Raw genomic sequence first — 22,873 nt, forward strand, 5'->3', positions numbered from 1 at the left:
TTTAAACGACAAAAAAATTATCCTTCAACTTTAAATGTATCATCCAAAGAAATTAACTTTTCCCGCATAAGCGTATTATCATCAAATACCCGAGAGATATTATATAGATTCTCAAAATATTTCGATTCATTTTTGTAATAGGTGGCTTCAATATGCTTCACATTATCATGTTGAAATATGGTTCTTAACAAGGCCTTATCACATAATCCGCTAGAGTGTCCAATTAATTGGACGTATATGTTATCTGATTCTTCTAGAAGTCCTAGAACCTCTTTATATTTATTAGTCCGAAGATACTGGAAGGTTTTAAAATTCTTTAATAAGTTATTTTCCAAAAGTAATTCTAACTCGTGATAACCTTTAGAATTTTCATCACCATAACCAAAGATAATCGGGTTTTCAAAATCATTTAAATCGCCATGAATATGAATAGGCAATATAGAAAGGTTCTCATCCATTGTCTCCTCTTTTAAACGCTTTAAATAGGCAATTAAAATTTTTGAAGTATAATTAAAAGTAACAAAATACGTTTTCTCAAAATGGAAACCTTTAGTTTCATGTTTAAGCAAATCATACACTGAATGGGAATTAGGAATGTCATAACCATCTACAATACCAGTTTTATCTTCAACTTCTGTTTTTAAATATTCACCAATAAGTTCTTTAAGGTGGTCAAATTCTGAATTTATTAAGGTTATATCTTTTGGAGAATTTTTATACTCATAAAGCAACTTAAAATAATGCGCCTCCAAATCAGACCAATATCCCAAACGGTCATTATCTCGAATTAAAGAACCAAAAAAGATAGAATTTTTATTAGGGTTTACTGCCAATTTAAATTTATTAGTATCTTTAATAGGTTTAACGCCAAGCCATTCATCATCATTTCCATTCTTGTGTATCATACCAATAAAACCTCCAGAATCCCTGTATTCTCGGCCTTTAATGACTTTTTTTAATCTGGAATTATCAATCTTCTCATAACGAGCAACACGATTAACTAAATAATTCATAAAATCACAATACCCGGTTGGAAGTCCATGTGCTTTATCAAATCCATTTCCAATCAATACAATTCTATTCACTGCTTTTACCATAAATTTCTAATTCAAAATAATCTTTTAACCCAAGACATCTACACCTATTCAAAATTACCCCATTAAAGTTAACTCCTACAAAAACCTCCCTTATAGTTTTCAACATGGAAGTCAACATTATTAAACAAAAACCAAAAATATCTATGCATTACGGGAAACCTCAATACCAAATCCATATAAATTCCTATTTTTAGGCTGTTATAAAATACAAATAGCAAAAAATGGTATTCCACATAACCCAATTAGGAAACTTCTATCCCGGCGACGAGCATAAAGGCGATGTAGCGCGCATTATCATGTATATGTATACAAGATACCCAAATCAATGCGAAGCCTTAAACATAGGCTTCGGAACAACCGACCACGCCCCTTTCCAAGATATGCCAGATGTGTTTTTAAAATGTAATGCCGAAGACCCAGTATCACAATTTGAAAGAGATAGAAACGAAATCATTTATCAAAATCAAGGCAACAGAAACCCCTACATTGATAACCCATACCTAGCAACCCTAATTTGGAACGGACAAGAAGCAGAAGACACCTGGGGAACCTTATCAATTCCAGAAAAAAAATTCGAACAATTAACCATATACCCAACCTATACATCAAACTATATTTACATAAAAGGAAATACAAAAACCAAGAGTTATCATTACACATTCACAACACAATGGGCCAACAAGTAAAAACAGCAACCACCACAGAATTAATAGATATCTCCACTCTAGAAAACGGTTTATACTTCCTTAACATAATGTTCAATAACACAACCCAAATAAATAAAATGATCAAAACAACCTAAAATGGAATGACGAGGCCATAAAAAGACACAATTTATTAGCACATTACGGATAACCACAATGTTTATTAATACATATATTCTATTTTATCAACAGTAAAATAAACCATATAACAGGCACTTTTAAAAGATACCATAACCTGATTTATTTAAGGGATAAGAGTAATACGGGATAAAAGTAATTATATAATGAGTTGGGTGTAATTTGAAAACCGAATCGTATAAAGTTAATTTTTGCTCAATTTTAACATCGCTTTTGAAACACTTAAAGCGCTTTTATCATATTCTTCATGACCATAACCATGCTTTTCATTCAATTCATAAAATTCTCTATAAATGACAAATGGATTTTGCGAATCTCCCACCCACTTCACAATAATATCTAAAATCTCATTCATTACTGGCTGAAAAGTCATTCTTCCATCAGACTTTCTAATCCCATTATTATCTGACTTACGTTTACCCGAATTAAGGAAGATGTTTTTTTCGTCATAAATTATATTTCGAACTTCTTTAAACTCTTTTCCTTTTGGCAAATAATCCATCAATAATTTACGAATACCTTTATAATAAATATTGTACTTTTCTTCTGGATTTTCAAACTCTTTTCCTATCAGTTCTCTTAATTCATCAATTTCCTCAATATTGCCTTGTTCAGAATTAATAGTTAATTGTCTACCAACCTTTTCGTTTGCCTGCTGCAAAAGTTCCATTCTTTCCAAATCAGCCTCTGTTAGCTCTACTTTTCTGCTTAAGTCTTTATCTTTTGCCATTATAATTATATTAGTTAATTTCTAAAATCGATTTAATTCGCTCACTTGTTTCTTTAATACTCAAATCATCCCATGAAATAGGACTTAACTTACCTATTGCTTCCTTATAATTTGGATAATAATCCTTGAATGCTGCATGATAATTTTTTTCATATAGTTTATCTTGATACCAAGTATAAAATGAATAAACAATTGAAATATGAATTTCATTTTGTTCAGCAAATTTTGAAACTAAAAAAGGATTATTAATGTACTTTTTTATATAATGAAATTTATCTTCTGCCATAAAAAAGTCTCTTGCGAACGAATCAGCTTTATCTTCTATTAAAAATAAATCATCGTCTCCCGTTAAATGAAAGCTATTAGTCTCTATCAAATCAAAATCAAATAACACATGATGTAATTCATGTAAAAGCGTGAACCAAATAGTAGGATATTTTTTATTAAAGTCAGTTAGTACAATACAAGGTTTACCATTTACTATAAAAGTGCCTCCCCTTACTTGAGTTGTTGATAAATAGTCTTGAAATATTACTGTAACACCAATATTATAAAGTGCTTTACAAACAGTAAAAAGACCATCCTTAACATCTTGTGAATAAGGTTTAACTTTAACTATTAAATCCTTTAATCTTCCTCTATCGTATTCATTTGGATTGTCAATAACCCTAAAAGTTTGATAAGCTGACTTTATCCAAAAATCTTTCATTTTATCAGAAAAATTCCTTCTCGTTCTACTATATAATGGCTCGACAAGTTCATCTTCATACTCCTGAATAGATGAATAACCAAAAAACGTAAGAACCTTTTCAACTAATTCATCAGTATCATAATCTTTATCAAAAAAACCAAGCTTTGTTAAAGTTTTTACATCAAAATTCTTTAGTAAAAAGGTCGCTTTTCTTGCATTATCAATTGATCCAATGTTTACCTTACTTTGATTATTTAAAACTATCTGAATGAATTTATCAATATTTATATCTAAAAATTCCGCAATTTTAACAACATGAATTAAATTTGGTTGCTTTGCAGTACCACTAATGATTTGTTCAAAAACATCTTTATCAATATTTAAAAGCTTTAAAGCCTTTGTTTTACTGACATTGTAATCAGATAATTTTTGTTCAAATTCATTACTAATATCAAAACTTTCATCATTAGAAAAGATTGATTTCAATAAATCATCTATATTAGATTCTTTCATAAAAAGAGTATTTACCCTGCAAATATAAACAATTTATCGACATATTTACAAAATCGAGGGAATTTACCCTTAAAAACCACACCCAACACCGTTTATAATTAATTGCTTGGTTATCTCATACTTACGAAAATCCTCGCTGATTTTCTATTCGGTTTTTATTTGCTAAATTACGTGCTTATCGACGCCACTAATCATACACATAATCGTTGTGTAACATTTGACTTAAACCTCGTAATCTGAATGAAACATCAATCCTGGAGACATCATTACTTACCTGTTTTTTATTTAAAAGGTTTTACAAAAGAATCAAACAAATTTAAAATATATAATGTTCGGGAAAAAAGATTCATTAAAAACGGAAAGGACTTTTCACCTGAATCTTACTTTTTTGAAAAAGATGGCAACACAATAAAATTCAATAAATCTGAAACGGATTTTTTAGAAACTGAACATTATAGCCATTTTGACAATAATGCTTCAAAACTATTCGAAAAGATAAATTCTTCAAGCAATGACAATCGTTTCAATGTTGATGAAGATGATATGCCAGCAATAAATCATTTTGTCAGCTTAATGTATTGGCGTTTGCCTCACAGAACGAAAGAATTAAAAAATTTCATAAACAACAACGATTTAAATACTTTGGGATTAGCCATAAAAGACAATTGCGGAAATAATAATAATAATAATAAACAAATTGAGGACAAATTTAAAAATAGTGAACCTTTTCTAAAAAGCTATAAATATTTCAATTCATTAATGGATTCTATGAGAGGAGTTAATTGTAGAACACCTTACACAATAATAGAAAGTACCAATAAATTTCCATACTTGTGTTCTGACAATCCAGTGATTTTCGAAAAAACCGATATGCCGAAAGTTTATGAAGACGATTATCTATTCCCTTTATCTGGAAATAGATTGTTTATAAAGACGAATAGAAGAGAAAATTTCCCAGCTTACTTAAGGCTTATGGTAGATACTTTAGTTTATAAACAAGCAATAAAATATGTAAGTTGTACAGATGAAAGATATATTGATATTTTAGAAAATAATTTTTTAAACTATAATATTTCTGTTGAAGAATTAAAAATTGATATATTTAATAGACTGAAATAAAAACGTTACACAACACCGGTAACCGTTGCACAAAGCTTTAAAAATTTATGACCAAAACACAATTAAGCCCTTTTTAGGGCTTTTTTAATATTCTGCAACTGCTATTTAATTAAATTTTGTTTGGTGGAAATTGAAGATTATTAGGTTTTGGAGTCCATTTATTTTAGAAAATATAAGACCAAGTGATTTTGCCCCGCTCCCGCGCGATTGCATCGCGTGGGAAACAAAATAAAATAATCATGCAACGAATATTTTTATCTACAAACAATCACACGATGAATTATTACTTTTTTTCATGCTTAAGACAACATTATAAGCATTTTTCATGCAAACTAAACACTTTTTCATGTTATATTTGTAAACATAATTCATACTAAAGCAACATGAATAACTATTTTTCACAACAAATAACTGTTTTTCACAACATAGACACACCAGAACCTGGAACTTTGGCAGGATATGCCCTCTTGTTGGAATTTCTTATACAAGAAAAAAACATAGCTGTTCCCATGCCTAGTAAATTGGCCATAGTAACAGATAAACATCAAAGATATAATACAGATAGATGGCAAGTTTTCACCAAGCGCCACAAACCAAATAAGGATATAATAAGTCATATCGTATTTGCCATAAAGTATGAAGGAATCGATCTATATATTTTAAAACAACTCTTCCTTAATTTAGGTGAAGGAACTATAAAAGAATACATCCTATCAGAACCTACAGGACAATATGCAAGACGAATATGGTTTTTATATGAATGGCTGCTAGGAAAAGAACTAGATATCCTAGACCTAAAAACAGGAACTTATGTGGAAGTAGTAAATGAGAAACTACAATATCCGGGACCAACAATAAATTCAACAAGGCATCGTGTAAAAAACAACTTACCTGGCACCAGAGACTTTTGCCCGATGATCCATAGAACAGATAAAATAGAGACCTTTCAAGAAAAAGATTTTTCTAATAGAATGGCATTCGATCTAAAAGGGAAAGACAAAGATTTAATTAGAAGAACAGCCGCGTTTTTATTACTAAAAGATTCCAAAGCATCTTTTGCTATTGAAGGAGAAAAACCCGAAAACCAAAGAGCAAGAAATTGGGGGAAAGCCATTGGCCAAGCAGGTAAAAAAGAAGTATCACTTCAAGAGTTAGAACGGTTACAAAACATAGTAATTGGTAAAAACAAACTCAAGCAAATGGGATTGAGAACTCAAGAAGGATTTATTGGGGAACATGACCGAGAAACCTTTGCACCTATTCCAGATCACATTTCCGCAAAAGTACAGGACTTGCCGGTACTTATGAATGGACTTATTGAAACCAATAAAATACTAAACCAGAGTCAATACGACCCTGTTTTAATGGCCACGGTTATGGCTTTTGGGTTTGTGTTTATTCATCCTTTTTCTGATGGAAATGGCCGTTTACACAGATATTTGATGCACCATATTCTAATAAGAAAGAATTATACAACTAGAGATATGATTTTTCCAATATCTGCTGCAATATTAAATAATATAAGCAAGTATCAGGAAGTGCTAGAGGCGTTTTCAGAGCCTAGGCTAGAATTAATTGATTGGACTCCAACAGAAGACCATAATGTTAAAATTTTAAACGAAACAATAGATTTATATCGTTATGCAGACCTAACGCTTCAAGCAGAATTTTTATATGCATGTGTTGAAGAAACTATTGAGGAAATAATTCCAAACGAAATTAAATTTTTGGAACAACATGATGAAATGGCAGAATACATCAATGCCATGGCAACACTTCCAAATACAGATACCGACTTATTAATTAAGTTTTTAATCCAAAATAACGGTAAATTATCTCAAGCAAAAAAAGACAAATTCTTTGAAGAGTTATCAGATGAGATACTAAATAATATTGAAAAGAAGTTTGCTCAAGTGTTTTAATTCAATTTTTTAAGTTTATTGAGGATGTCTGTTAAAAACCCATAAATCAGACACAAACCCAACTTCGGTTTAACACCTTGGTCAACTTAAAAATTCGGAAGGCAGGTAATAAGGTGTTCGTCAGTCGCTCCATTTTGTTCCATAAAACATATCTGCAAGCCAATTCGGTATGCGTTCGGTATACTGCTTTTTAAAATAAGCTTGCAACACTTATAAAACCTAGCAATTACAAGGCTTGCATATACCATAAATAGTACCACTGCGGCGAGACGTCCTCGTTGGCACTATTTATTTGTTTTATTTCACACATTCACTCCCTCCTCACCCGTAGCTACTTTTTTACCCCAAACCCCTTTTAGGTATGCGCGCAAGCGCATGTAATGTATTTGGGGTAAAACCGCTACTTCATATGATGCGAGCCTGCGGGTCGCTGCGGCCAAACCCCACATATATAATAGCCAGATAAATCAATAGTGTCTTTTAAATTCAAATGATTCAAAATTTGATTACGACTGCCGCTTCAAATATGTGGGGCTGCGGGTGGCATATTTTTTGACCTGTCAAGTTTGCAAATAAGATAACCCCTGAATCCCTGCGAAAGCAGGGACCTCTTTTAAGTACAATCAATTTTTTTCGCATTAGACCAACCTGTAATCTCAAGGGGTTATCCTATTTTGCAAAACATGCAAGAGCAACTCATGCAATCGGCCATTCCATCCTGCCCGAATCGTTTTTACATTTCGGATTGGCTATAAGTAATCATTCAAAGAACATGCGCCTACACCATTAAATACATCAATATACACGCGCTTTAGTAAGCGCCAAGCCTGAAATGAAAACGATTACCAAAACCTTCCGTGGCCTCTTTTATTCGTCGCACTTGCCATAACATAAACAGTCAGTTACCATCCAAACAAAAACATCAAAAAATGCGCCACCCTTGCGGTAAACCGTTGCTGTGGTACGCACTTTTGCCGAAAAAGGCAACGTGCTGTTACCACACCACCCTTGCTAAACTCGCAGCCGGCTCGCGCCTTAAGGATTACCTGCTGAAATCATATCTTTAGTCTTCAAAAAAAAACAAACATGATAACAAAAACAATTCAAATTACAGAAGTATCAGTCGATGAATTAGCAAACCTAGTAGCAGATAAACTAGTACTAAAAATTGAAGCTTATTTAAATAAAATTGCCGCTACAAAAAATGAAGTATTATTAACCAGAAAAGAAACAGCCGAATATTTTAAAGTAAGTTTAGTCACAATACATCATTGGACTAAAAATGGAATTTTAAACGCTACGTATATTGGAAATCGCGTTTATTATAAAAAACAAACAGTTTTAGAAATTGTAGAAAAGCAAACTAGAAGATTAAAATAAAAAAAACAACAAAGATAGTAGCCTCCCTCCAGCCCCACTATAATACTATAAAGTTCAAGCCCTACGGGTTTTGAACAAAACTTTTTTAAATAAACAAAGGGGCCTTTATAGGCTTAAGTTCGCTAAAAAACTTTCATCCAAAAAACTTGACAGTATTTCCTCGGCTACAGGTTTTTTGCTTTCTTTTTTCTTTTTCTTTTCTTCCGAAAAAAATATGAAAGGGAATAGATAGTTTTTAAAACAACATGTATAACGAAAGAACACTGACGACCTATTAGCAGAATACGCCTATATATTTTTTAGATAAAGAACATAAAAAAAGGCCCTTTAAGAAAGAGCCTTTGCCTATTTTTTGAAGAAACTGAAAATATAATTTAAAAGTTTGGCCACTAAATAACTGACAGAAGCCCCTATACTAGCCATAACAACCGTGAACAGAATAGCATCCAAACTAATATTTAAGGCGATAGAAAAAAGCGTGCCGCCCAAAAATCCGATTTTAGTATGGACATTACCAAAATCCATCCTATTCTTTTTTATCTGAAGGCTTATCAATAACAGCCGCCTGACTCACAGCTGTAGCCACTGTTCCGGCAACGGCCATATAAGTGGCAATGGTAATAACAATGGCGGGCAAACTAATGGGAGCTGTAATAATAGCACCGCCAGCAGTGGCAAGAGCAATACCGATATTTCTCAATATCTTGAAAAACTTCGGGGTCGGTTTTTTATAACGTTCTACTAAATTCATAATATTATGTTTTTTTTAACCGCTCGTCATTCCCTCCTTTTAGGGAGGGCTTTTAGTGGTTAATGGTTAATGGTTAAAAAAATAAGTTCTTTGCGTTCAAAAGCTTGATGACAAAGCGAAAGCAACTTTTGCATCGCCAATTTAGAGGACCATCCAGTGCCAATGCCAGAAAGCTGACTTACCGGTGCCAAACACCCTTCTAATTCAGTTGCAGCGTCATTAGCCTGGTGAATCAAAATCAATTGCCTACCCGCAACCGACTTCACATGTAAATGATTCCCCAACCGACTTGAATTTCGGTGTTCTAATTCATAAACCCCTTCGGGAATACAAGACACCAAGCGCTTATTTTCCAGCCAAGGCAATTCAATCATAAAACAGAGAAACCGACCATTAATAAAGAGGGCACCATTGGTACCCTCTTTAAAATACTGTCTTTGGAGCAGCAAATCCATCTTACAAGGTGTCTACTAATGCTACAGAAAGTGCATTAAAAGCACCATTTTTAAGCGGATACATCTCGCCATTCACTTCTTGATAAAAGGCAATACCAACAACCTCTAAAATCGGTAACACCGAGTTAGCAGTAAGCGTGGCATTCAAAGCAATAGCAGCCGTATCTGGAGCCGTATACGGTAAAATACCAGTCGCATCTGTTTCAAAAACAAAGGTTTCATTCACAAAATCGACTTCGGCAGCACCCATTACAATGCTGAAATGCGTAGTTCCGATTGGAGACGCAATACGCACAGTAGGACTAAAAGGCGCTAATGTTACATCCCCACTTCCAGAAACGCGATCTAAAACCACATTATATGGAGCGAATAAAGTAGAAGCTAATTTACCGTTGAGGTTAAACTCAAAACCTAAAAGCCTATTTAAATCTCCACCTTGAACGGTTCGCTCACCTCTTGTATTCACAAGGTCCGTTTTAATAATAGCCACCAAATCTTTAGTCAATCTACTAACAACTCGTTTGTCTTTGGCATTCTGCAGCAACACCCGAATCGAATTCCTAATCAGCTTACCGGCTTTACCTGCACGCCCAAATTCAGAACCGTTTTCACGCGTTCGTTGAAACGCAGGATCATTCGCAATACGATTACCATCAATACCGCCTTTAGTACGCGCCAAATGCCCGTCGCTTGTCTTGTAAAAGGAAATATCATCCAGAGTTCCCTTTAATTTTATAATACCAGTTTGTCTTGCCATGGTTTCAAAGTTTTTTAGTTTTATCAAAACTCCGTATCTTTAATAAGCAATCCCAAAAGCACTTCCGGCCCATGCCGAAAAGTGCCTTTTTTGCCAATTTAAACCTATAGATGATGGTAGGATCATGTATAGATAAAGCATAGATAAAGTATGAGCAACATCAAAAGACTATGTATTTACCCAAAAGATATTATGCGTATCACTGGCCGAAGTGAACGCTATAGTCGCCAGCTGTTTAAAAAAATAAAAGAGCATTTAGACAAAAAGGATCATCAGGTCCTAACAATCAAGGAGTTTTCAGAATATGCTGGTATTGAAGAAGATATGGTAAATAGATTCATTTAGAATCAAACGGTTCGGTTCACTATTCGGTTCACTCCATATTTTTTAGATGTTTAATTAGTTGATACACAGCGTAGAAAGAGGAACTGGATAGTTCCTCTTTCTACGCAAAATAAAGCTTCACTCAAAGAGTGGAGCTTTTTGCATTTTATGAAATTGAAAGTGATACTTTTATTATAAAGTAGATTAAAATAATTCAAGGCGGCTATACCTTTAACATGTAGTAAATCCAGCCTTTTCAAATTATAAAAAGTTAAACCCTATTTGTTATAAATTCCTTTCCAGTACCACTGTAATAACATCTACCGGTCTAAATCTTTTCATAATTTTCCTAATAAACACCTAATTTTCTAAATTTCAAAAAACATCTGCCAAGCGTATAGGATGTCAATCTTAACTAGTTTCAGGTTCAGAATCAATTCACTTTATCTAACCATTGACCCTAATTAGTTATGTGTATAAAAGTTACTTAAAAATATAAAGGTCTGTTTTTAAACTTTAATTGAATAAACTTTATAAAAAGTTAGGTATAGGTAACTTAAGTTACATAGTTAAAAACTATTACAAACTATATTTGTAATAAATTAATCTAATACCTTTTATTATGAATACCACAGAAACAACAAAAGAAGAACAAACATTTTCAATGCCACGAATAGGTGATAAAGCACCTGAATTTACAGCTGTAACAACACAAGGCCACATTAATTTCCCATCAGATTATAAAGGAGAGTGGTCAATTTTATTTAGCCATCCAGCCGATTTTACACCAGTTTGTACATCGGAGTTTATGACATTCGCGCATCAAGAAGAAAAATTTAAAAAAGCAAACTGCAATCTAATTGGTTTATCAATTGATGGTTTGTATAGCCATATTGCTTGGTTACGAACGATAAAGGAAAAAATTAAATTCAACGGCATGGAAAATGTCGAGGTTAAGTTTCCTTTAATAGAAGATATATCTATGAATGTTGCCAAGAAATATGGAATGGTTATGCCGGGAGAAAGCGAAACTCAAGCTGTTAGAGCTGTGTTTTTTGTAGATCCAAAAGGAATTGTTCGTGCTATAATTTACTACCCTTTAAGTTTAGGACGTAATTTTGATGAATTATACAGGGCATTAATAGCCATGCAAACATCTGATAAATTTAATGTCGCCACCCCAGCCGATTGGAATCCAGGCGATGATGTTATAGTATCACCAGCAGGATCTTGTGGTGTTGCTGAAGAACGCATGACAGCAACCGATGAACTAGAATGTCATGATTGGTTTTTCTGTACTAAAAAATTAGATAAAGATTTAGTACTGAATGAAATTTTACAAAAATAGTTAAGTCCATCAAGAAAAAGAGCCTCAACTTGAGGCTCTTTTCTATGAAATTTTAAAACATTTTTCTATATTATCAATAATACGATATAAATTTTAAATTATGACGATTAAACAATTTGAAGATAAACCATTAGCACATTATTCTTATGCTATTATTAGTAATGGAAAAATGGCAATTATAGACCCTTCCAGAAATACAAAACCATATTACGAATTAGCCGAAGCACACAATGCCAATATTGTAGCCATATTTGAAACGCATCCGCATGCTGATTTTGTAAGTAGTCATCTACAAATGCATAAAGAAACCAGAGCACAAATTTACGTTAGTAAGCTGGTTGGTGCAACGTATCCGCATAAAACATTTGATGATGGGGATACAGTAACTTTAGGGGAAGTAACGTTAGAAGCTATTAACACACCCGGCCATTCGCCAGATAGTATTACGGTTATTGCTACAGATGCAGATAGGAATCACTATATGTTTTCAGGAGATACGTTGTTTATTGGTGATGTTGGTCGTCCGGATTTAAGAGAAAAAGCGGGCAATATGAAAGCTAAACGGGAAGAATTGGCTAAAAGCATGTATAAAACCATGAAAACTAAATTTAACCACCTACCAGATAGCACAATTATTTATCCGGCACATGGCGCAGGTTCTTTGTGCGGAAAAAATTTGAGCGAAGATCCGTCCAGTACTTTAGGAAGAGAAAGAACTGAAAATTGGGCCTTTAAAAATTTATCGGAAGAAGAGTTTGTTGCACATATTTTAAAAGACCAACCGTTTATACCTTCCTATTTTGGATTTAATGTGGACATAAATAAAGAAGGAGCAGATAACTTTGAAACAAGCATTGCAAAACCGCCTTTTCAATTTCAGATCAATACAATTGATAATAATGACACTTTAGTGATAGATGTTAGAAATCAAGATGATTATAATAAAAATCATTTAGCGCGAAGTATCAACATTATTGCAGAAACCGAAGATGACAAGTTCGAAACTTGGCTTGGTGCCATTGTTAAACCTGAAGAGCCTTTTTATGTGGTCTTAAATTCCATAAAAGACAAAAACAATATTTTAAATCGTATTGCCAAAATCGGTTATGAGAAACAATTAAAAGGTATGATGACTTTAGATAAATCATCCCTTTTAAATACAGAATCTATAAATTTAGAAGATTTTAAAAAGCAAACGAATGATTATACTATAATTGATGTTCGAAATAAGAGTGAAGTTGAAACAGGTAAGTTTTTTGAAAAAGCGATTTCTATTCCTCTAAATGATTTGAGAGATTCCAAAGATAAAATCCCTACTAATAAGCCAATTGTGGTGCATTGTGCAGGCGGTTATAGAAGTGCCATTGGCAGTAGTATTATCTCTAATTTAATTGATAAAGCTTCGGTATATGACTTAAGTGATGCGGTTGAACATTTTAAAAACTAACCTAACAAAAAATTAAAATAAGATGATCTGTTTGTAGGTCTACTAAAACTTAAATAAATTAAAATTGAATATTATTATATACCAAAATAACTATATAATCTTGAGCAAGGTAAAACAACTTTTCCTAGCTATAATTATAATGCTGGCATTTACGGCTTGTAAAGAAAATAACCAAAAGAATGCGATTCAGGATGCAATGCATGAAACAAATCACGACAAACACGATAGTTCAAAATCCGCAAATGAACACATGCAGCGTTCATCCACAAAAGATTTAATAGAGCGGTTTGAGTCGCCTGAACGCGATGCTTATCAAAACCCAGAGAAAGTGCTTGAATACCTTGGTGATATAAACGGTAAAAAAATTATGGACTTAGGTGCTGGTTCAGGTTATTTTTCGGTGAAATTGGCTGAAAAAGGTGCGCATGTTATTGCTGCTGATGTTAGTAATGAGTTTCAAGACGCTTTAAAAAAACGAATAGAAGAAAACAAACTTGAAAATATAGAACTTCGAAAAATTCCTTATGACAGTCCTAACTTATCAAACAACGAAGTAGATATGGTGTTAATTGTTAATACATACCATCACATAGAAAACCGAATCGATTATTTTTCAAAAGTTAAAAAAGGAATTAAATTAAATGGAGAATTAGTCGTTATAGATTACTTTAAAAAAGAACTTCCAGTAGGTCCGTCTGTTGACCATAAAATTGATCTAGAGACTGTAAAAAGCGAGTTAGAAAAGGCAGGCTATACAAAATTGGATGTCAATGTAGATTTGTTGCCTTATCAATTTATAATACGAGCTAAATAATTATGAAAGAATTTTGGAACGAGCGTTATGCGAATGAAGAATTTATATATGGAACGGAACCCAATGCGTTTTTTAAACAACAACTCGACAAATTAAATCCGGGTAAAATTTTACTTCCAGCAGAAGGTGAAGGCCGAAATGCTGTATATGCTGCTTCTCAAGGTTGGGAAGTAAAAGCGTTTGACATGAGCATAAAAGGCCAGGAAAAAGCGTTGCAATTGGCAGAAAAGAAGTCCGTTAATATTAGTTATGACGTTACAGGAGTTCAGGAGTTTCAATCCAATGAAAAATTTGATGCTGTAGGTTTATCTTTTGCGCATTTTCCAGCAGATATCCGTAAACAAGCGCATCAACATGTTTTGGGCTTCTTAAAAATAGGTGGTCAGGTTATTTTTGAAGCGTTTGCCAAATCACAACTAGAACATACATCTGGTGGCCCAAAAAATATAGACATGTTATTTTCTATAGATGAAGTTAAGGACGAATTCCCACAACTAGAGTTTGAAATATTAAAGGCATTGACAATTGAACTTGCTGAAGGCGAACATCATAAAGGAAAAGCAGAAGTGATTCGTTTTTTGGGAGTAAAAAAATAAGTGAATTCAACAATAAAGAGTATAAAGCCGCTTTGAATATTTATATATCATTGCGGTTTTTTTTAGGTGGTATTGCAATAATAAAGCATACTAATTTTGAGTTATTAGTTTCAATATACATTCTAAATTTAAAACTAGTTTGCTACCCACTACTCCAATCTTGACTTCAATTTAAGAAGAATCCTATATGTAACCCAATATGATATTTTTATAAAGTTGAAAATAGTCATTTTTAAACCTATAATATGACATCCACGATTTTGGTCTTCTTCAATTAAAAAATAGCTTAAGTAACTAAAGTTACTGTGGGAACTATTTTTGCACATTACCTTTAATAAAAATTCATAGTCATGGCTAAAATTGTTATTCTAGGAGCAGGTATTTCCGGACATGTTGCGGCAGCACATTTACGCAGAAAATTATCTAAAGATCACGAAGTTGTAGTCGTATCACCTAACAGCAATTACCAATGGATTCCCTCTAATATTTGGGTTGGAATTGGTAGAATGAAATCGAAAGAAATTTTATTTCCTTTGGAACCTTTGTATAAGAAAAAAAATATTGATTACATCCAAGCCAAAGCAATCACTTTTCACCCAGAAGGTGATTCAACCGAAAACAAACCGTATGTCAAGGTTGAATATGTTCTTGGCGATAAAAAAGGCCAGCATGAAAAGGTAACCTATGATTATTTGATAAACGGAACCGGTCCAAAATTAAATTTCGAAGCTACAGAAGGTTTAGTTCCTGGAAAAAACAAAGCGTATTCCGTTTGTACATACACGCACGCAGATCATGCTTGGGAAGGATTAAAGGCCTTAATTCAAGAAATGAAGCAAGGTAAAAAAGCTAAAATTTTAATTGGAACAGGTCATGCCAAATCAACATGTCAAGGTGCTGCTTTCGAATATATTTTAAATGTTGAACAGGAATTACATAGGCATGGCGTACGCGATATGGCTGAAGTAACTTGGATATCCAATGAATATCAATTAGGTGATTTTGGAATGGATGGCATGTTGTTAAGTTATGGAAGCATGACCATGAAATCCCATGAAATGATTGAAATGATTTTTGAAGATCGTGACATTAAATGGATATTGGGTGCTGGTGTTAATAAAATTGAAGACGGTTTAGCACACTATGAAAATTTAGAAGGCGAATACAAATCCGAAGCTTATGATTTTGCCATGTTAATTCCAGCTTTTTCAGGTCATGGATTTAAGGCTTATGATAAAAATGATGAAGACATCACTGATAAACTCTTTAGAGGCTTCATGATTGTGGATGCAGACTATACGCCAAAACCATACGAAGAATGGTCCGTTCAAGATTGGCCAGAAACCTATCAAAATCCCAATTATAAAAATATTTTTGCCCCAGGAATTGCCTTTGCACCTCCTCATTCCATCTCTAAACCTAGAAAAAGTAAAAATGGTACAGATATTACGCCTGCTCCTCCACGAACAGGAATGCCATCTGGAATTACAGCCAGAATTGTAGCCGATAATATTATAGATACCATTAAAAACGGTAAGGAGTCTTTACATCATAAAGGTTCTATGGGAAACATGGGAGCCGCATGTATTGCTTCTGCTGGCTACGGACTAACCTCTGGAAGCGGTGTGAGTATTACCACCTTCCCTATTGTTCCTGATTATGAAAAATATCCAAGAACTCAAGGGCGAAAATTAGGTAAAACATTTGGCGAAATTGGACTGGCAGGACACTGGCTTAAGCTTACGCTACATTACGCCTTTATTTACAAAGCAAAAATGAAACCATTTTGGTGGTTGATTCCAGAGTAAATATAGTTCAAGGTTTAAGGTTTAATAGTAAAATACAACAGTGTAAATAGTTATAAAATGACACAACGAATTTCAAAATATCAAAGATTTAAAATGATGAATCCAATCATCCAGTTTTTCAAATACATTTATTTAAGTATTAAAATAATGGTTATTGTAGCTGGTGGTCATGGAGGCACTCGAAAGGCAACCTGATGTGATGGTCAGGATTATTGGTTGATTAGTGAAAAACACTCATTTTAATAATGAGTGTTTTTATTTGTTTGGTAACATTGGTTACTGACCAACATGTTTTATCAAGCTATTTTTGTTACAGAAATACAAATAGGAATGAAAAACAATTTATTTATAACAGTACTAATCGGTTTATTTTGGAGCTATAATCTACATGCGCAAGAATTGGTTCCGATTACCAAATCGGATGTACTGCTTAAAGTTTCTGAAAACAATACAACTATTAAAATATCAGAAAAGGAATTTAATGCAGCAAAAGCAGATTTTAATCAAACTAATGCTGTATTCCTGCCAAATATTACGGCCAGTCACACTGGTATTGCTACCACTAACCCCTTAATGGCTTTTGGTTCGAAGCTAAATCGGGAAATTTTAACAGCTTCAGATTTTAATCCAGCCCTATTAAACGATCCTTCGCAGATAGAAAATTACGCGACTAAATTTGAAATACAGCAGCCATTAATTAATGTAGATGGTATGTATCAGCGTAAAGCAGCAAAGTCAAAAATGGAAGCTATGTCTTTAAAGACCGAGCGTACACAGGACTATTTGGCATTTGAAGTTGAAAAAGCCTATATGCAATTACAATTAGCCTATAAAGGTGTAGCTGTTTTAGAAAAAGCATTAACGGCTGCCAATTCCAATAAAAAACTAGCGGATAATAGTTTTAAGCAAGGGTATTTACAGCGTGCAGATGTCTTAAATGTAGAAGTTCGTGTAACAGAAGTAATGAATCAATTACAAATGGCGAAAAGCAATGTGCAGAATGCATCTAATTACTTGTCATTTTTAATGAATGATGACAACTATGTGGTTTACACGCCTACGGATAGTTTAACTATTTCCGTGGTATCACTAAAAGCACAAAGCATTTCGGAGAATCGTTCGGATATTAAGGCGATGCAATTAGCCACAAATGCTTACGAATCCATGAATAAAGCCGATAAAATGGCATTTTTACCACGCTTAAATGCTTTTGGAAGCTACGAATTATATGACGACCAAGTGTTTCAAGGCGATGCCAACGGTTACTTATTTGGTGCACAGCTATCATGGGATGTTTTTCAAGGCTCCAAGCGCTTTGGAAAAGCACAAAAAAGTAAAGCTGAATTTGAAAAATCTAAATTAGAATACACGCAATATGTGTCCCAAAGTAATTTAGAATTGAATAAGGCAAAACGTGCTTTAATTGATGCTGAAAACAAATTAACATTAACGGCATTGGCGTTGGATCAGTCTGAAGAATCCTTGAGGATTAGAACCAATAGGTTTAAAGAAGGTTTAGAAAAAACATCCGATTTATTAACCGCTGAAACACAATATTCACAAAAACAATTGGAATATTTTCAAACTATTTTTGAATATAATTATGCACTAGCGTATTTACAGTTTTTAACCAAAGAGTAAAAAGTTGCAGTAGGCAGTCTCAGTATTCAATCAATAAATAACGCAGAAAAATTATTATTAAAGGTTTTTAAAGCCTTGAAACTATTAAAATAAAACTAATAAAATGAAAAAATACGTATACCTATTAACTTTAACCGCAGTATCAGTATTCCTGACGAGTTGTGGTAGTGAAGACAAAAAAGAAGTTGCAGATAACACGCCGGCAATTGCAGTAAAAACAAGTCAAGTTGAAGCCAACAGCAACAGTCCCTTTTTATCTGTAAGCGGAAAAATTCAGGCTGCAAATAGTGCTGAATTAAGCACCAGAATGATGGGTTATGTTAATAAAGTTTACGTAAATGTTGGCGATAAAGTTAGTAAAGGGCAATTATTAATATCTATTAACAATGCTGATTTACAAGCAAAGAAAGCGCAAGTAAATGCGGGTATTTCCGAAGCTACAGCCGCTTTTAATAATGCACAAAAAGATTATAACAGGTTTAAAAGTTTACTGGATGACAATAGTGCGTCGCAAAAAGAAATGGATGATGTAACAGCTAATTATGAAATGGCAAAAGCACGATTAGAATCCGCAAACCAAATGAAAAATGAAATTAGTGCACAATTTGCATATAGTAATATTACGGCGCCTTTTAGCGGAACTGTAACAAGCAAAAACGTGGAGGCCGGAAATATGGCTAGTCCAGGTGTACCATTAATTAGTATTGAAACACCAGGGAATTTTGAAGTCATGGCCATGGTTCCAGAAACAGAAATTTCGGAAATAAAAAATGGCTCTTCAGTTGATGTATTAGTCAAGTCTATCAACCAAACCTTAAAAGGAAAAGTTATTGAAGTAAGTACGTCTGCCAAAAATACAGGCGGACAATATTTAGTAAAAATAGATTTAGAGAAAACTGATGCCAATATTTTGTCTGGTATGTTTACAACCGTTCAATTTCCTGTGGCCAGAAAAGCAAAAACATCCATGGTTTTAATCCCTAAAGAGGCATTAATTACTAACGGCCAATTATCCGGTATATATACCGTTAGCCAAAGTAATACTGCAATTTTACGTTGGTTACGACTAGGTAGAACTTACGGTGATCAGATAGAAGTGTTATCAGGTTTAAATGCCAACGAAGCCTACATTGTTTCAGCAGAAGGAAAGCTTTTTAATGGCGCCAAAATAAGTGTTCAGTAATCTGGTTAAGTTTTCAATGTACTACGCGGTTTGTATGAAGCTTAATATGGTGCCTGAAACCTTGTAAGCATAATTGAGAACATTAAAATAATAATTAAGAATTGTTTTCGCGTTAGGGATAGAAGTGAAAATCCTTTTTTTGCTGCCATATATGGCAAAAAAAGATTGTAACGGATAGCCTGTTAAAACGCCCAAATACATATAAAAAATGAAAGAAGGAATCGCAGGAAAAATTGCCAAAGTCTTTATGCAATCTAAATTAACCGTGTTGTTAATGATTGTATTTATGGTTGTTGGTGTGTACGCATCGTTTTTAATTCCGCGTGAGGAAGAACCGCAAATTGACGTGCCAATGGCAGACATTTTTGTGGGTTACCCTGGGGCAAGTCCGACGGAAGTAGAATCGCGGGTCATTAAGCCATTAGAGCAATTAATTTCGAATATTAAAGGCGTGGAATATGTGTATTCTACGTCTATGAAAGAGCAAGGCATGGTTATCGTACAGTTTTATGTTGGCGAAGACATTGAGCGTTCCTTTGTAAAGTTATACAACGAAATTAATAAGCACATGGATCAAATGCCAGCTGGCGTTACCTTTCCATTGGTAAAAACGCGTGCTATTGATGATGTTCCCATGTTAGGATTAACCCTATGGAGTGAAAATTATGACGATTTCCAATTAAGCCAAATGGCTCAAGAGTTGGAAGCCGAAATTAAAAAGGTAAACGACGTAGCTATTACGCATAAAATTGGTGGTCGTGATCGTCAATTACGTGTGGTTTTAGATAAAGATAAATTAGCGGCAAGCGGATTAGATTTTTTGTCTGTTTCTGAAATGATTACCGCAAATAATAGTCAATTAAGTGCTGGAAGTTTTGACAAAAATGACACCGAATTCCTTATAAACACAGGTAAGTTTTTAGAAACGGTAACCGATGTTGAAAACTTGGTGGTTGGTGTGCAACAGAATCAGCCTATATATTTAAAACAAGTTGCTAAAATTATTGATGGACCAGAAGTACCACAAAACTATGTGAGTTTAGGTTTCGGAAAAGGAAGTGCAAAGTCTTCGGAATATAAATCAGAATATCCAGCGGTTTCCATTTCTGTTGCCAAACGAAAAGGTGCTGATGCTATGAAAATTGCAGAAGTTATTATTGATAAGGTGGACCATTTACGCAGCACTTTAATTCCTGACGATGTTCATGTTGAAATAACAAGAAACTATGGAGAAACAGCATCGCATAAAGTATCTGAATTACTATTACACCTTATAGGTTCTATCATAGCAGTTACCATTGTGGTTATGTTAGCCATGGGATGGCGAGGCGGATTGGTCGTATTTTTATCTGTTCCCATTACGTTTGCGTTAACCTTGTTGAGTTATTATTTAATGGATTATACCTTAAACCGTATAACCTTATTCGCTTTAGTATTTGTAACGGGTATTGTGGTGGATGACTCCATTATTATTGCCGAAAATATGCATAGGCATTTTAAAATGAAACGCTTGCCGTTTAAGCAAGCAGCTTTATATGCTATTAATGAAGTGGGTAATCCAACCATTTTGGCAACCTTTACGGTAATTGCATCCGTTTTACCAATGGCTTTTGTGTCAGGATTAATGGGTCCATATATGGCACCAATGCCTATAGGCGCTTCTATTGCCATGATTTTATCCTTATTTGTAGCCTTGACCATTACACCTTATTTAGGCTTAATTTTCTTGCGGGAGAAAGATAAACAGGGAGCCAAGCAGAAAGAAGAAAAACCATTAGAGGAAACTTTAATTTATAGAATCTACAACAAATTTGAAAGACCATTATTAGAAAGCAAAACTAAACGTTATATATTTTTGGGAGGCACATTTGCGGTATTGATGGGAACTATGGCTTTGTTTTTCACGAATTCGGTAGCTGTAAAAATGTTACCATTTGATAACAAGAATGAGTTTCAAGTAGTAATTGACATGCCAGAAGGAACAACATTAGAACGTACTGGTGTTGTAGCACAAGAAATTTCACAATATTTATCTACACGTCCAGAAGTGGTTAATTATCAGAATTATATTGGCACCTCTGCTCCTATTACGTTTAACGGTTTGGTGCGTCATTACGATTTACGTGGTGGCTCTAACATGGCAGATATCCAGGTTAATTTAATTGATAAAAGTGAACGTTCAGCGCAAAGTCACGATATAGCCAAATTATTGCGTCCGGATATTCAAAAAATTGCTGCCAAGTATCATGCCAATGTAAAGTTGGTTGAAGTTCCACCTGGACCTCCTGTATTGTCAACAATTGTTGCAGAAGTTTACGGTCCGGATTATAATGAACAAATTAAGATTGCCAATAGCATTCAAGGCATACTGAAAAATACAGATGATGTGGTTGATATAGATTGGATGGTTGAAGACGACCAAATTGAATATCAATTTGTCATCAATAAGGAAAAAGCCATGCTATACGGTGTGGCCCCACAGCAAATTGCTTACACCATGAATATGGCTTTATCAAACCGTGCGATAACCAGTTTATATGATGAAGATGCTGTAAGTCAAATAGGTTTAATATTAGCTTTAGATGAAAAAGAGAAATCTACAATAACTGATATTTCGCAACTGAAGGTAAAGTCTAAACAAGGTAATATGGTACCAATTGCAGATTTAGTAACGATATCAGAAACGACCGCAGCCAAAAGCATTTACCGAAAAAACCAGAAACGTGTGGTCTACGTAATGGCTGATATGGCTGGAGAACTAGAAAGTCCTGCCTATGCTATTCTAGGAATGGAAGATAAGTTGAAAGAGATTCCGTTACCTCAAGGCTTCGAATTAAACGAACTGTATTTAGGTCAGCCAGATTTTGAAGATAATTATACGGTGAAATGGGATGGCGAATGGCAAATTACATTAGAGGTATTTAGAGATCTAGGTATAGCCTTTTTAGGTGCCATTATATTGATTTATATCCTAATTGTAGGTTGGTTCCAAAACTTTAAAGCTCCAATTGTAATGATGGTTGCCATTCCGTTGTCCTTAATCGGGATTATTTTAGGACACTGGATTATGGGAGCTTTCTTTACAGCAACGTCATTTATAGGCATGATTGCTTTAGCAGGAATCATGGTTAGAAACTCCGTATTATTAATTGATTTTATCAATTTAAGAACAGCGGAAGGTGTCCCATTGAAGCAAGCAGCAATTGAAGCAGGAGCCGTTAGGACCACACCTATTCTGTTAACCGCAGGAACGGTTGTTATAGGTGCCTTTGTTATTTTGTTTGACCCCATTTTTCAAGGCTTAGCCATCTCCTTAATGGGAGGAACTATCGTTTCAACGGTACTAACATTGTTGGTTGTACCATTGGTTTATTATATGATAGAAAAGAAAAATTATAAATAATCCTTTTTCCACAAATTTGATTGGTTCAAGCAGAGCGTAAAAATACAATTTG

At 33.9% G+C, this 22,873-nt stretch carries 20 protein-coding genes; 14 read left to right on the forward strand and 6 right to left on the reverse strand.

The window, feature by feature from the left end; all coding sequences use genetic code 11:
* Positions 1 to 17: 17 nt before the first annotated feature.
* Entirely contained in the window at positions 18 to 1,097 is a 1,080-nt protein-coding gene (locus GMA17_RS06045) for an AbiH family protein (RefSeq protein WP_082985880.1), read from the reverse strand.
* A 221-nt stretch (positions 1,098 to 1,318) separates the two neighbouring features.
* Here GMA17_RS06045 and GMA17_RS06050 point away from each other — a divergent pair, with 221 nt between their 5' ends.
* Both GMA17_RS06050 and GMA17_RS15480 read left to right on the forward strand, forming a co-directional pair.
* Positions 1,319 to 1,783 carry an endonuclease gene (locus GMA17_RS06050; protein ID WP_066249742.1) on the forward strand — a complete coding sequence of 155 codons (465 nt, stop codon included), beginning with the start codon at positions 1,319 to 1,321 and terminating at the stop codon, positions 1,781 to 1,783.
* Positions 1,768 to 1,899, forward strand: coding sequence for a T9SS type A sorting domain-containing protein (locus tag GMA17_RS15480; RefSeq protein ID WP_082985879.1), 132 nt, complete (start codon positions 1,768 to 1,770; stop codon positions 1,897 to 1,899). The genes GMA17_RS06050 and GMA17_RS15480 overlap by 16 nt, the downstream gene beginning before the upstream one ends.
* 224 nt (positions 1,900 to 2,123) lie before the next feature.
* Here GMA17_RS15480 and GMA17_RS06055 read toward each other — a convergent pair whose 3' ends face one another.
* A complete protein-coding gene (locus GMA17_RS06055; protein WP_066249737.1) occupies positions 2,124 to 2,669 on the reverse strand; it encodes a hypothetical protein in 546 nt (181 codons plus the stop codon).
* 10 nt (positions 2,670 to 2,679) lie between these two features.
* Positions 2,680 to 3,873 (reverse strand): ImmA/IrrE family metallo-endopeptidase, encoded by a 1,194-nt coding sequence (locus tag GMA17_RS06060; RefSeq protein ID WP_066249735.1) that lies wholly within the window; start codon positions 3,871 to 3,873, stop codon positions 2,680 to 2,682.
* A 240-nt stretch (positions 3,874 to 4,113) separates the two neighbouring features.
* Between GMA17_RS06060 and GMA17_RS06065 the strand changes: the two genes are divergently transcribed.
* The 3 genes from GMA17_RS06065 (at position 4,114) to GMA17_RS06075 (ending at position 8,294) form a co-directional block, all read left to right on the forward strand.
* Positions 4,114 to 4,992, forward strand: a complete 879-nt coding sequence (locus tag GMA17_RS06065; protein WP_248400146.1) for a DUF4238 domain-containing protein — start codon at positions 4,114 to 4,116, stop codon at positions 4,990 to 4,992.
* Positions 4,993 to 5,375: 383 nt separating this feature from the next.
* Complete coding sequence (locus GMA17_RS06070) at positions 5,376 to 6,914, forward strand: Fic family protein (RefSeq protein WP_066249727.1); 1,539 nt, start codon at positions 5,376 to 5,378, stop codon at positions 6,912 to 6,914.
* A 1,086-nt stretch (positions 6,915 to 8,000) separates the two neighbouring features.
* Positions 8,001 to 8,294, forward strand: coding sequence for a helix-turn-helix domain-containing protein (locus tag GMA17_RS06075; protein WP_066249720.1), 294 nt, complete (start codon positions 8,001 to 8,003; stop codon positions 8,292 to 8,294).
* A 526-nt stretch (positions 8,295 to 8,820) separates the two neighbouring features.
* On the opposite strand, the gene GMA17_RS06080 is transcribed toward GMA17_RS06075, so the two are convergent.
* From GMA17_RS06080 to GMA17_RS06090, 3 genes are read right to left on the reverse strand one after another with little or no spacing between them, the layout of a single operon-like run.
* The gene (locus GMA17_RS06080; RefSeq protein WP_066249715.1) at positions 8,821 to 9,045 is read right to left on the reverse strand and encodes a hypothetical protein; all 225 of its coding nucleotides are present in this window, start codon (positions 9,043 to 9,045) and stop codon (positions 8,821 to 8,823) included.
* Between the two features lie 59 nt (positions 9,046 to 9,104).
* Positions 9,105 to 9,500, reverse strand: a complete 396-nt coding sequence (locus GMA17_RS06085; RefSeq protein ID WP_066249712.1) for a DUF5675 family protein — start codon at positions 9,498 to 9,500, stop codon at positions 9,105 to 9,107.
* A 1-nt stretch (position 9,501) separates the two neighbouring features.
* Complete coding sequence (locus GMA17_RS06090) at positions 9,502 to 10,257, reverse strand: hypothetical protein (RefSeq protein WP_066249708.1); 756 nt, start codon at positions 10,255 to 10,257, stop codon at positions 9,502 to 9,504.
* Between the two features lie 150 nt (positions 10,258 to 10,407).
* On the opposite strand from GMA17_RS06090, the gene GMA17_RS06095 reads away from it, so the two are divergent.
* From GMA17_RS06095 to GMA17_RS06135, 9 genes are all read left to right on the forward strand, one after another.
* On the forward strand, positions 10,408 to 10,602 hold the full coding sequence (locus GMA17_RS06095; protein WP_066249704.1) for a hypothetical protein: 195 nt from the start codon (positions 10,408 to 10,410) through the stop codon (positions 10,600 to 10,602).
* 601 nt (positions 10,603 to 11,203) lie between these two features.
* A complete protein-coding gene (locus GMA17_RS06100; RefSeq protein ID WP_248400148.1) occupies positions 11,204 to 11,929 on the forward strand; it encodes a peroxiredoxin in 726 nt (241 codons plus the stop codon).
* A 100-nt stretch (positions 11,930 to 12,029) separates the two neighbouring features.
* Positions 12,030 to 13,376, forward strand: coding sequence for a rhodanese-like domain-containing protein (locus GMA17_RS06105; protein WP_248400150.1), 1,347 nt, complete (start codon positions 12,030 to 12,032; stop codon positions 13,374 to 13,376).
* A 64-nt stretch (positions 13,377 to 13,440) separates the two neighbouring features.
* The gene (locus GMA17_RS06110) at positions 13,441 to 14,190 is read left to right on the forward strand and encodes a class I SAM-dependent methyltransferase (protein WP_248400152.1); all 750 of its coding nucleotides are present in this window, start codon (positions 13,441 to 13,443) and stop codon (positions 14,188 to 14,190) included.
* 2 nt (positions 14,191 to 14,192) lie between these two features.
* The gene (locus tag GMA17_RS06115) at positions 14,193 to 14,786 is read left to right on the forward strand and encodes a bifunctional 2-polyprenyl-6-hydroxyphenol methylase/3-demethylubiquinol 3-O-methyltransferase UbiG (RefSeq protein ID WP_248400154.1); all 594 of its coding nucleotides are present in this window, start codon (positions 14,193 to 14,195) and stop codon (positions 14,784 to 14,786) included.
* Between the two features lie 350 nt (positions 14,787 to 15,136).
* Entirely contained in the window at positions 15,137 to 16,594 is a 1,458-nt protein-coding gene (locus GMA17_RS06120) for an NAD(P)/FAD-dependent oxidoreductase (RefSeq protein ID WP_248400156.1), read from the forward strand.
* 330 nt (positions 16,595 to 16,924) lie between these two features.
* On the forward strand, positions 16,925 to 18,235 hold the full coding sequence (locus GMA17_RS06125; protein WP_248400158.1) for a TolC family protein: 1,311 nt from the start codon (positions 16,925 to 16,927) through the stop codon (positions 18,233 to 18,235).
* A 103-nt stretch (positions 18,236 to 18,338) separates the two neighbouring features.
* Complete coding sequence (locus GMA17_RS06130; RefSeq protein ID WP_248400160.1) at positions 18,339 to 19,418, forward strand: efflux RND transporter periplasmic adaptor subunit; 1,080 nt, start codon at positions 18,339 to 18,341, stop codon at positions 19,416 to 19,418.
* Positions 19,419 to 19,626: 208 nt separating this feature from the next.
* On the forward strand, positions 19,627 to 22,821 hold the full coding sequence (locus GMA17_RS06135) for an efflux RND transporter permease subunit (RefSeq protein WP_248400162.1): 3,195 nt from the start codon (positions 19,627 to 19,629) through the stop codon (positions 22,819 to 22,821).
* Positions 22,822 to 22,873: the final 52 nt, after the last annotated feature.

Source organism: Bizionia sp. M204 (assembly GCF_023205095.1).
Taxonomy (GTDB): domain Bacteria; phylum Bacteroidota; class Bacteroidia; order Flavobacteriales; family Flavobacteriaceae; genus Algorimicrobium; species Algorimicrobium hallyeonense.

What these genes read in the sequence shown, in the direction of transcription:
- GMA17_RS06045 (WP_082985880.1), bottom strand. Translation starts at nt 1,097, where the DNA reads ATGGTAAAAGCAGTGAATAGAATTGTATTGATTGGAAATGGATTTGAT.
- GMA17_RS06050 (WP_066249742.1), top strand. Translation starts at nt 1,319, where the DNA reads ATGGTATTCCACATAACCCAATTAGGAAACTTCTATCCCGGCGACGAG.
- GMA17_RS15480 (WP_082985879.1), top strand. Translation starts at nt 1,768, where the DNA reads ATGGGCCAACAAGTAAAAACAGCAACCACCACAGAATTAATAGATATC.
- GMA17_RS06055 (WP_066249737.1), bottom strand. Translation starts at nt 2,669, where the DNA reads ATGGCAAAAGATAAAGACTTAAGCAGAAAAGTAGAGCTAACAGAGGCT.
- GMA17_RS06060 (WP_066249735.1), bottom strand. Translation starts at nt 3,873, where the DNA reads ATGAAAGAATCTAATATAGATGATTTATTGAAATCAATCTTTTCTAAT.
- GMA17_RS06065 (WP_248400146.1), top strand. Translation starts at nt 4,114, where the DNA reads ATGAAACATCAATCCTGGAGACATCATTACTTACCTGTTTTTTATTTA.
- GMA17_RS06070 (WP_066249727.1), top strand. Translation starts at nt 5,376, where the DNA reads ATGAATAACTATTTTTCACAACAAATAACTGTTTTTCACAACATAGAC.
- GMA17_RS06075 (WP_066249720.1), top strand. Translation starts at nt 8,001, where the DNA reads ATGATAACAAAAACAATTCAAATTACAGAAGTATCAGTCGATGAATTA.
- GMA17_RS06080 (WP_066249715.1), bottom strand. Translation starts at nt 9,045, where the DNA reads ATGAATTTAGTAGAACGTTATAAAAAACCGACCCCGAAGTTTTTCAAG.
- GMA17_RS06085 (WP_066249712.1), bottom strand. Translation starts at nt 9,500, where the DNA reads ATGGATTTGCTGCTCCAAAGACAGTATTTTAAAGAGGGTACCAATGGT.
- GMA17_RS06090 (WP_066249708.1), bottom strand. Translation starts at nt 10,257, where the DNA reads ATGGCAAGACAAACTGGTATTATAAAATTAAAGGGAACTCTGGATGAT.
- GMA17_RS06095 (WP_066249704.1), top strand. Translation starts at nt 10,408, where the DNA reads ATGAGCAACATCAAAAGACTATGTATTTACCCAAAAGATATTATGCGT.
- GMA17_RS06100 (WP_248400148.1), top strand. Translation starts at nt 11,204, where the DNA reads ATGAATACCACAGAAACAACAAAAGAAGAACAAACATTTTCAATGCCA.
- GMA17_RS06105 (WP_248400150.1), top strand. Translation starts at nt 12,030, where the DNA reads ATGACGATTAAACAATTTGAAGATAAACCATTAGCACATTATTCTTAT.
- GMA17_RS06115 (WP_248400154.1), top strand. Translation starts at nt 14,193, where the DNA reads ATGAAAGAATTTTGGAACGAGCGTTATGCGAATGAAGAATTTATATAT.
- GMA17_RS06120 (WP_248400156.1), top strand. Translation starts at nt 15,137, where the DNA reads ATGGCTAAAATTGTTATTCTAGGAGCAGGTATTTCCGGACATGTTGCG.
- GMA17_RS06125 (WP_248400158.1), top strand. Translation starts at nt 16,925, where the DNA reads ATGAAAAACAATTTATTTATAACAGTACTAATCGGTTTATTTTGGAGC.
- GMA17_RS06130 (WP_248400160.1), top strand. Translation starts at nt 18,339, where the DNA reads ATGAAAAAATACGTATACCTATTAACTTTAACCGCAGTATCAGTATTC.
- GMA17_RS06135 (WP_248400162.1), top strand. Translation starts at nt 19,627, where the DNA reads ATGAAAGAAGGAATCGCAGGAAAAATTGCCAAAGTCTTTATGCAATCT.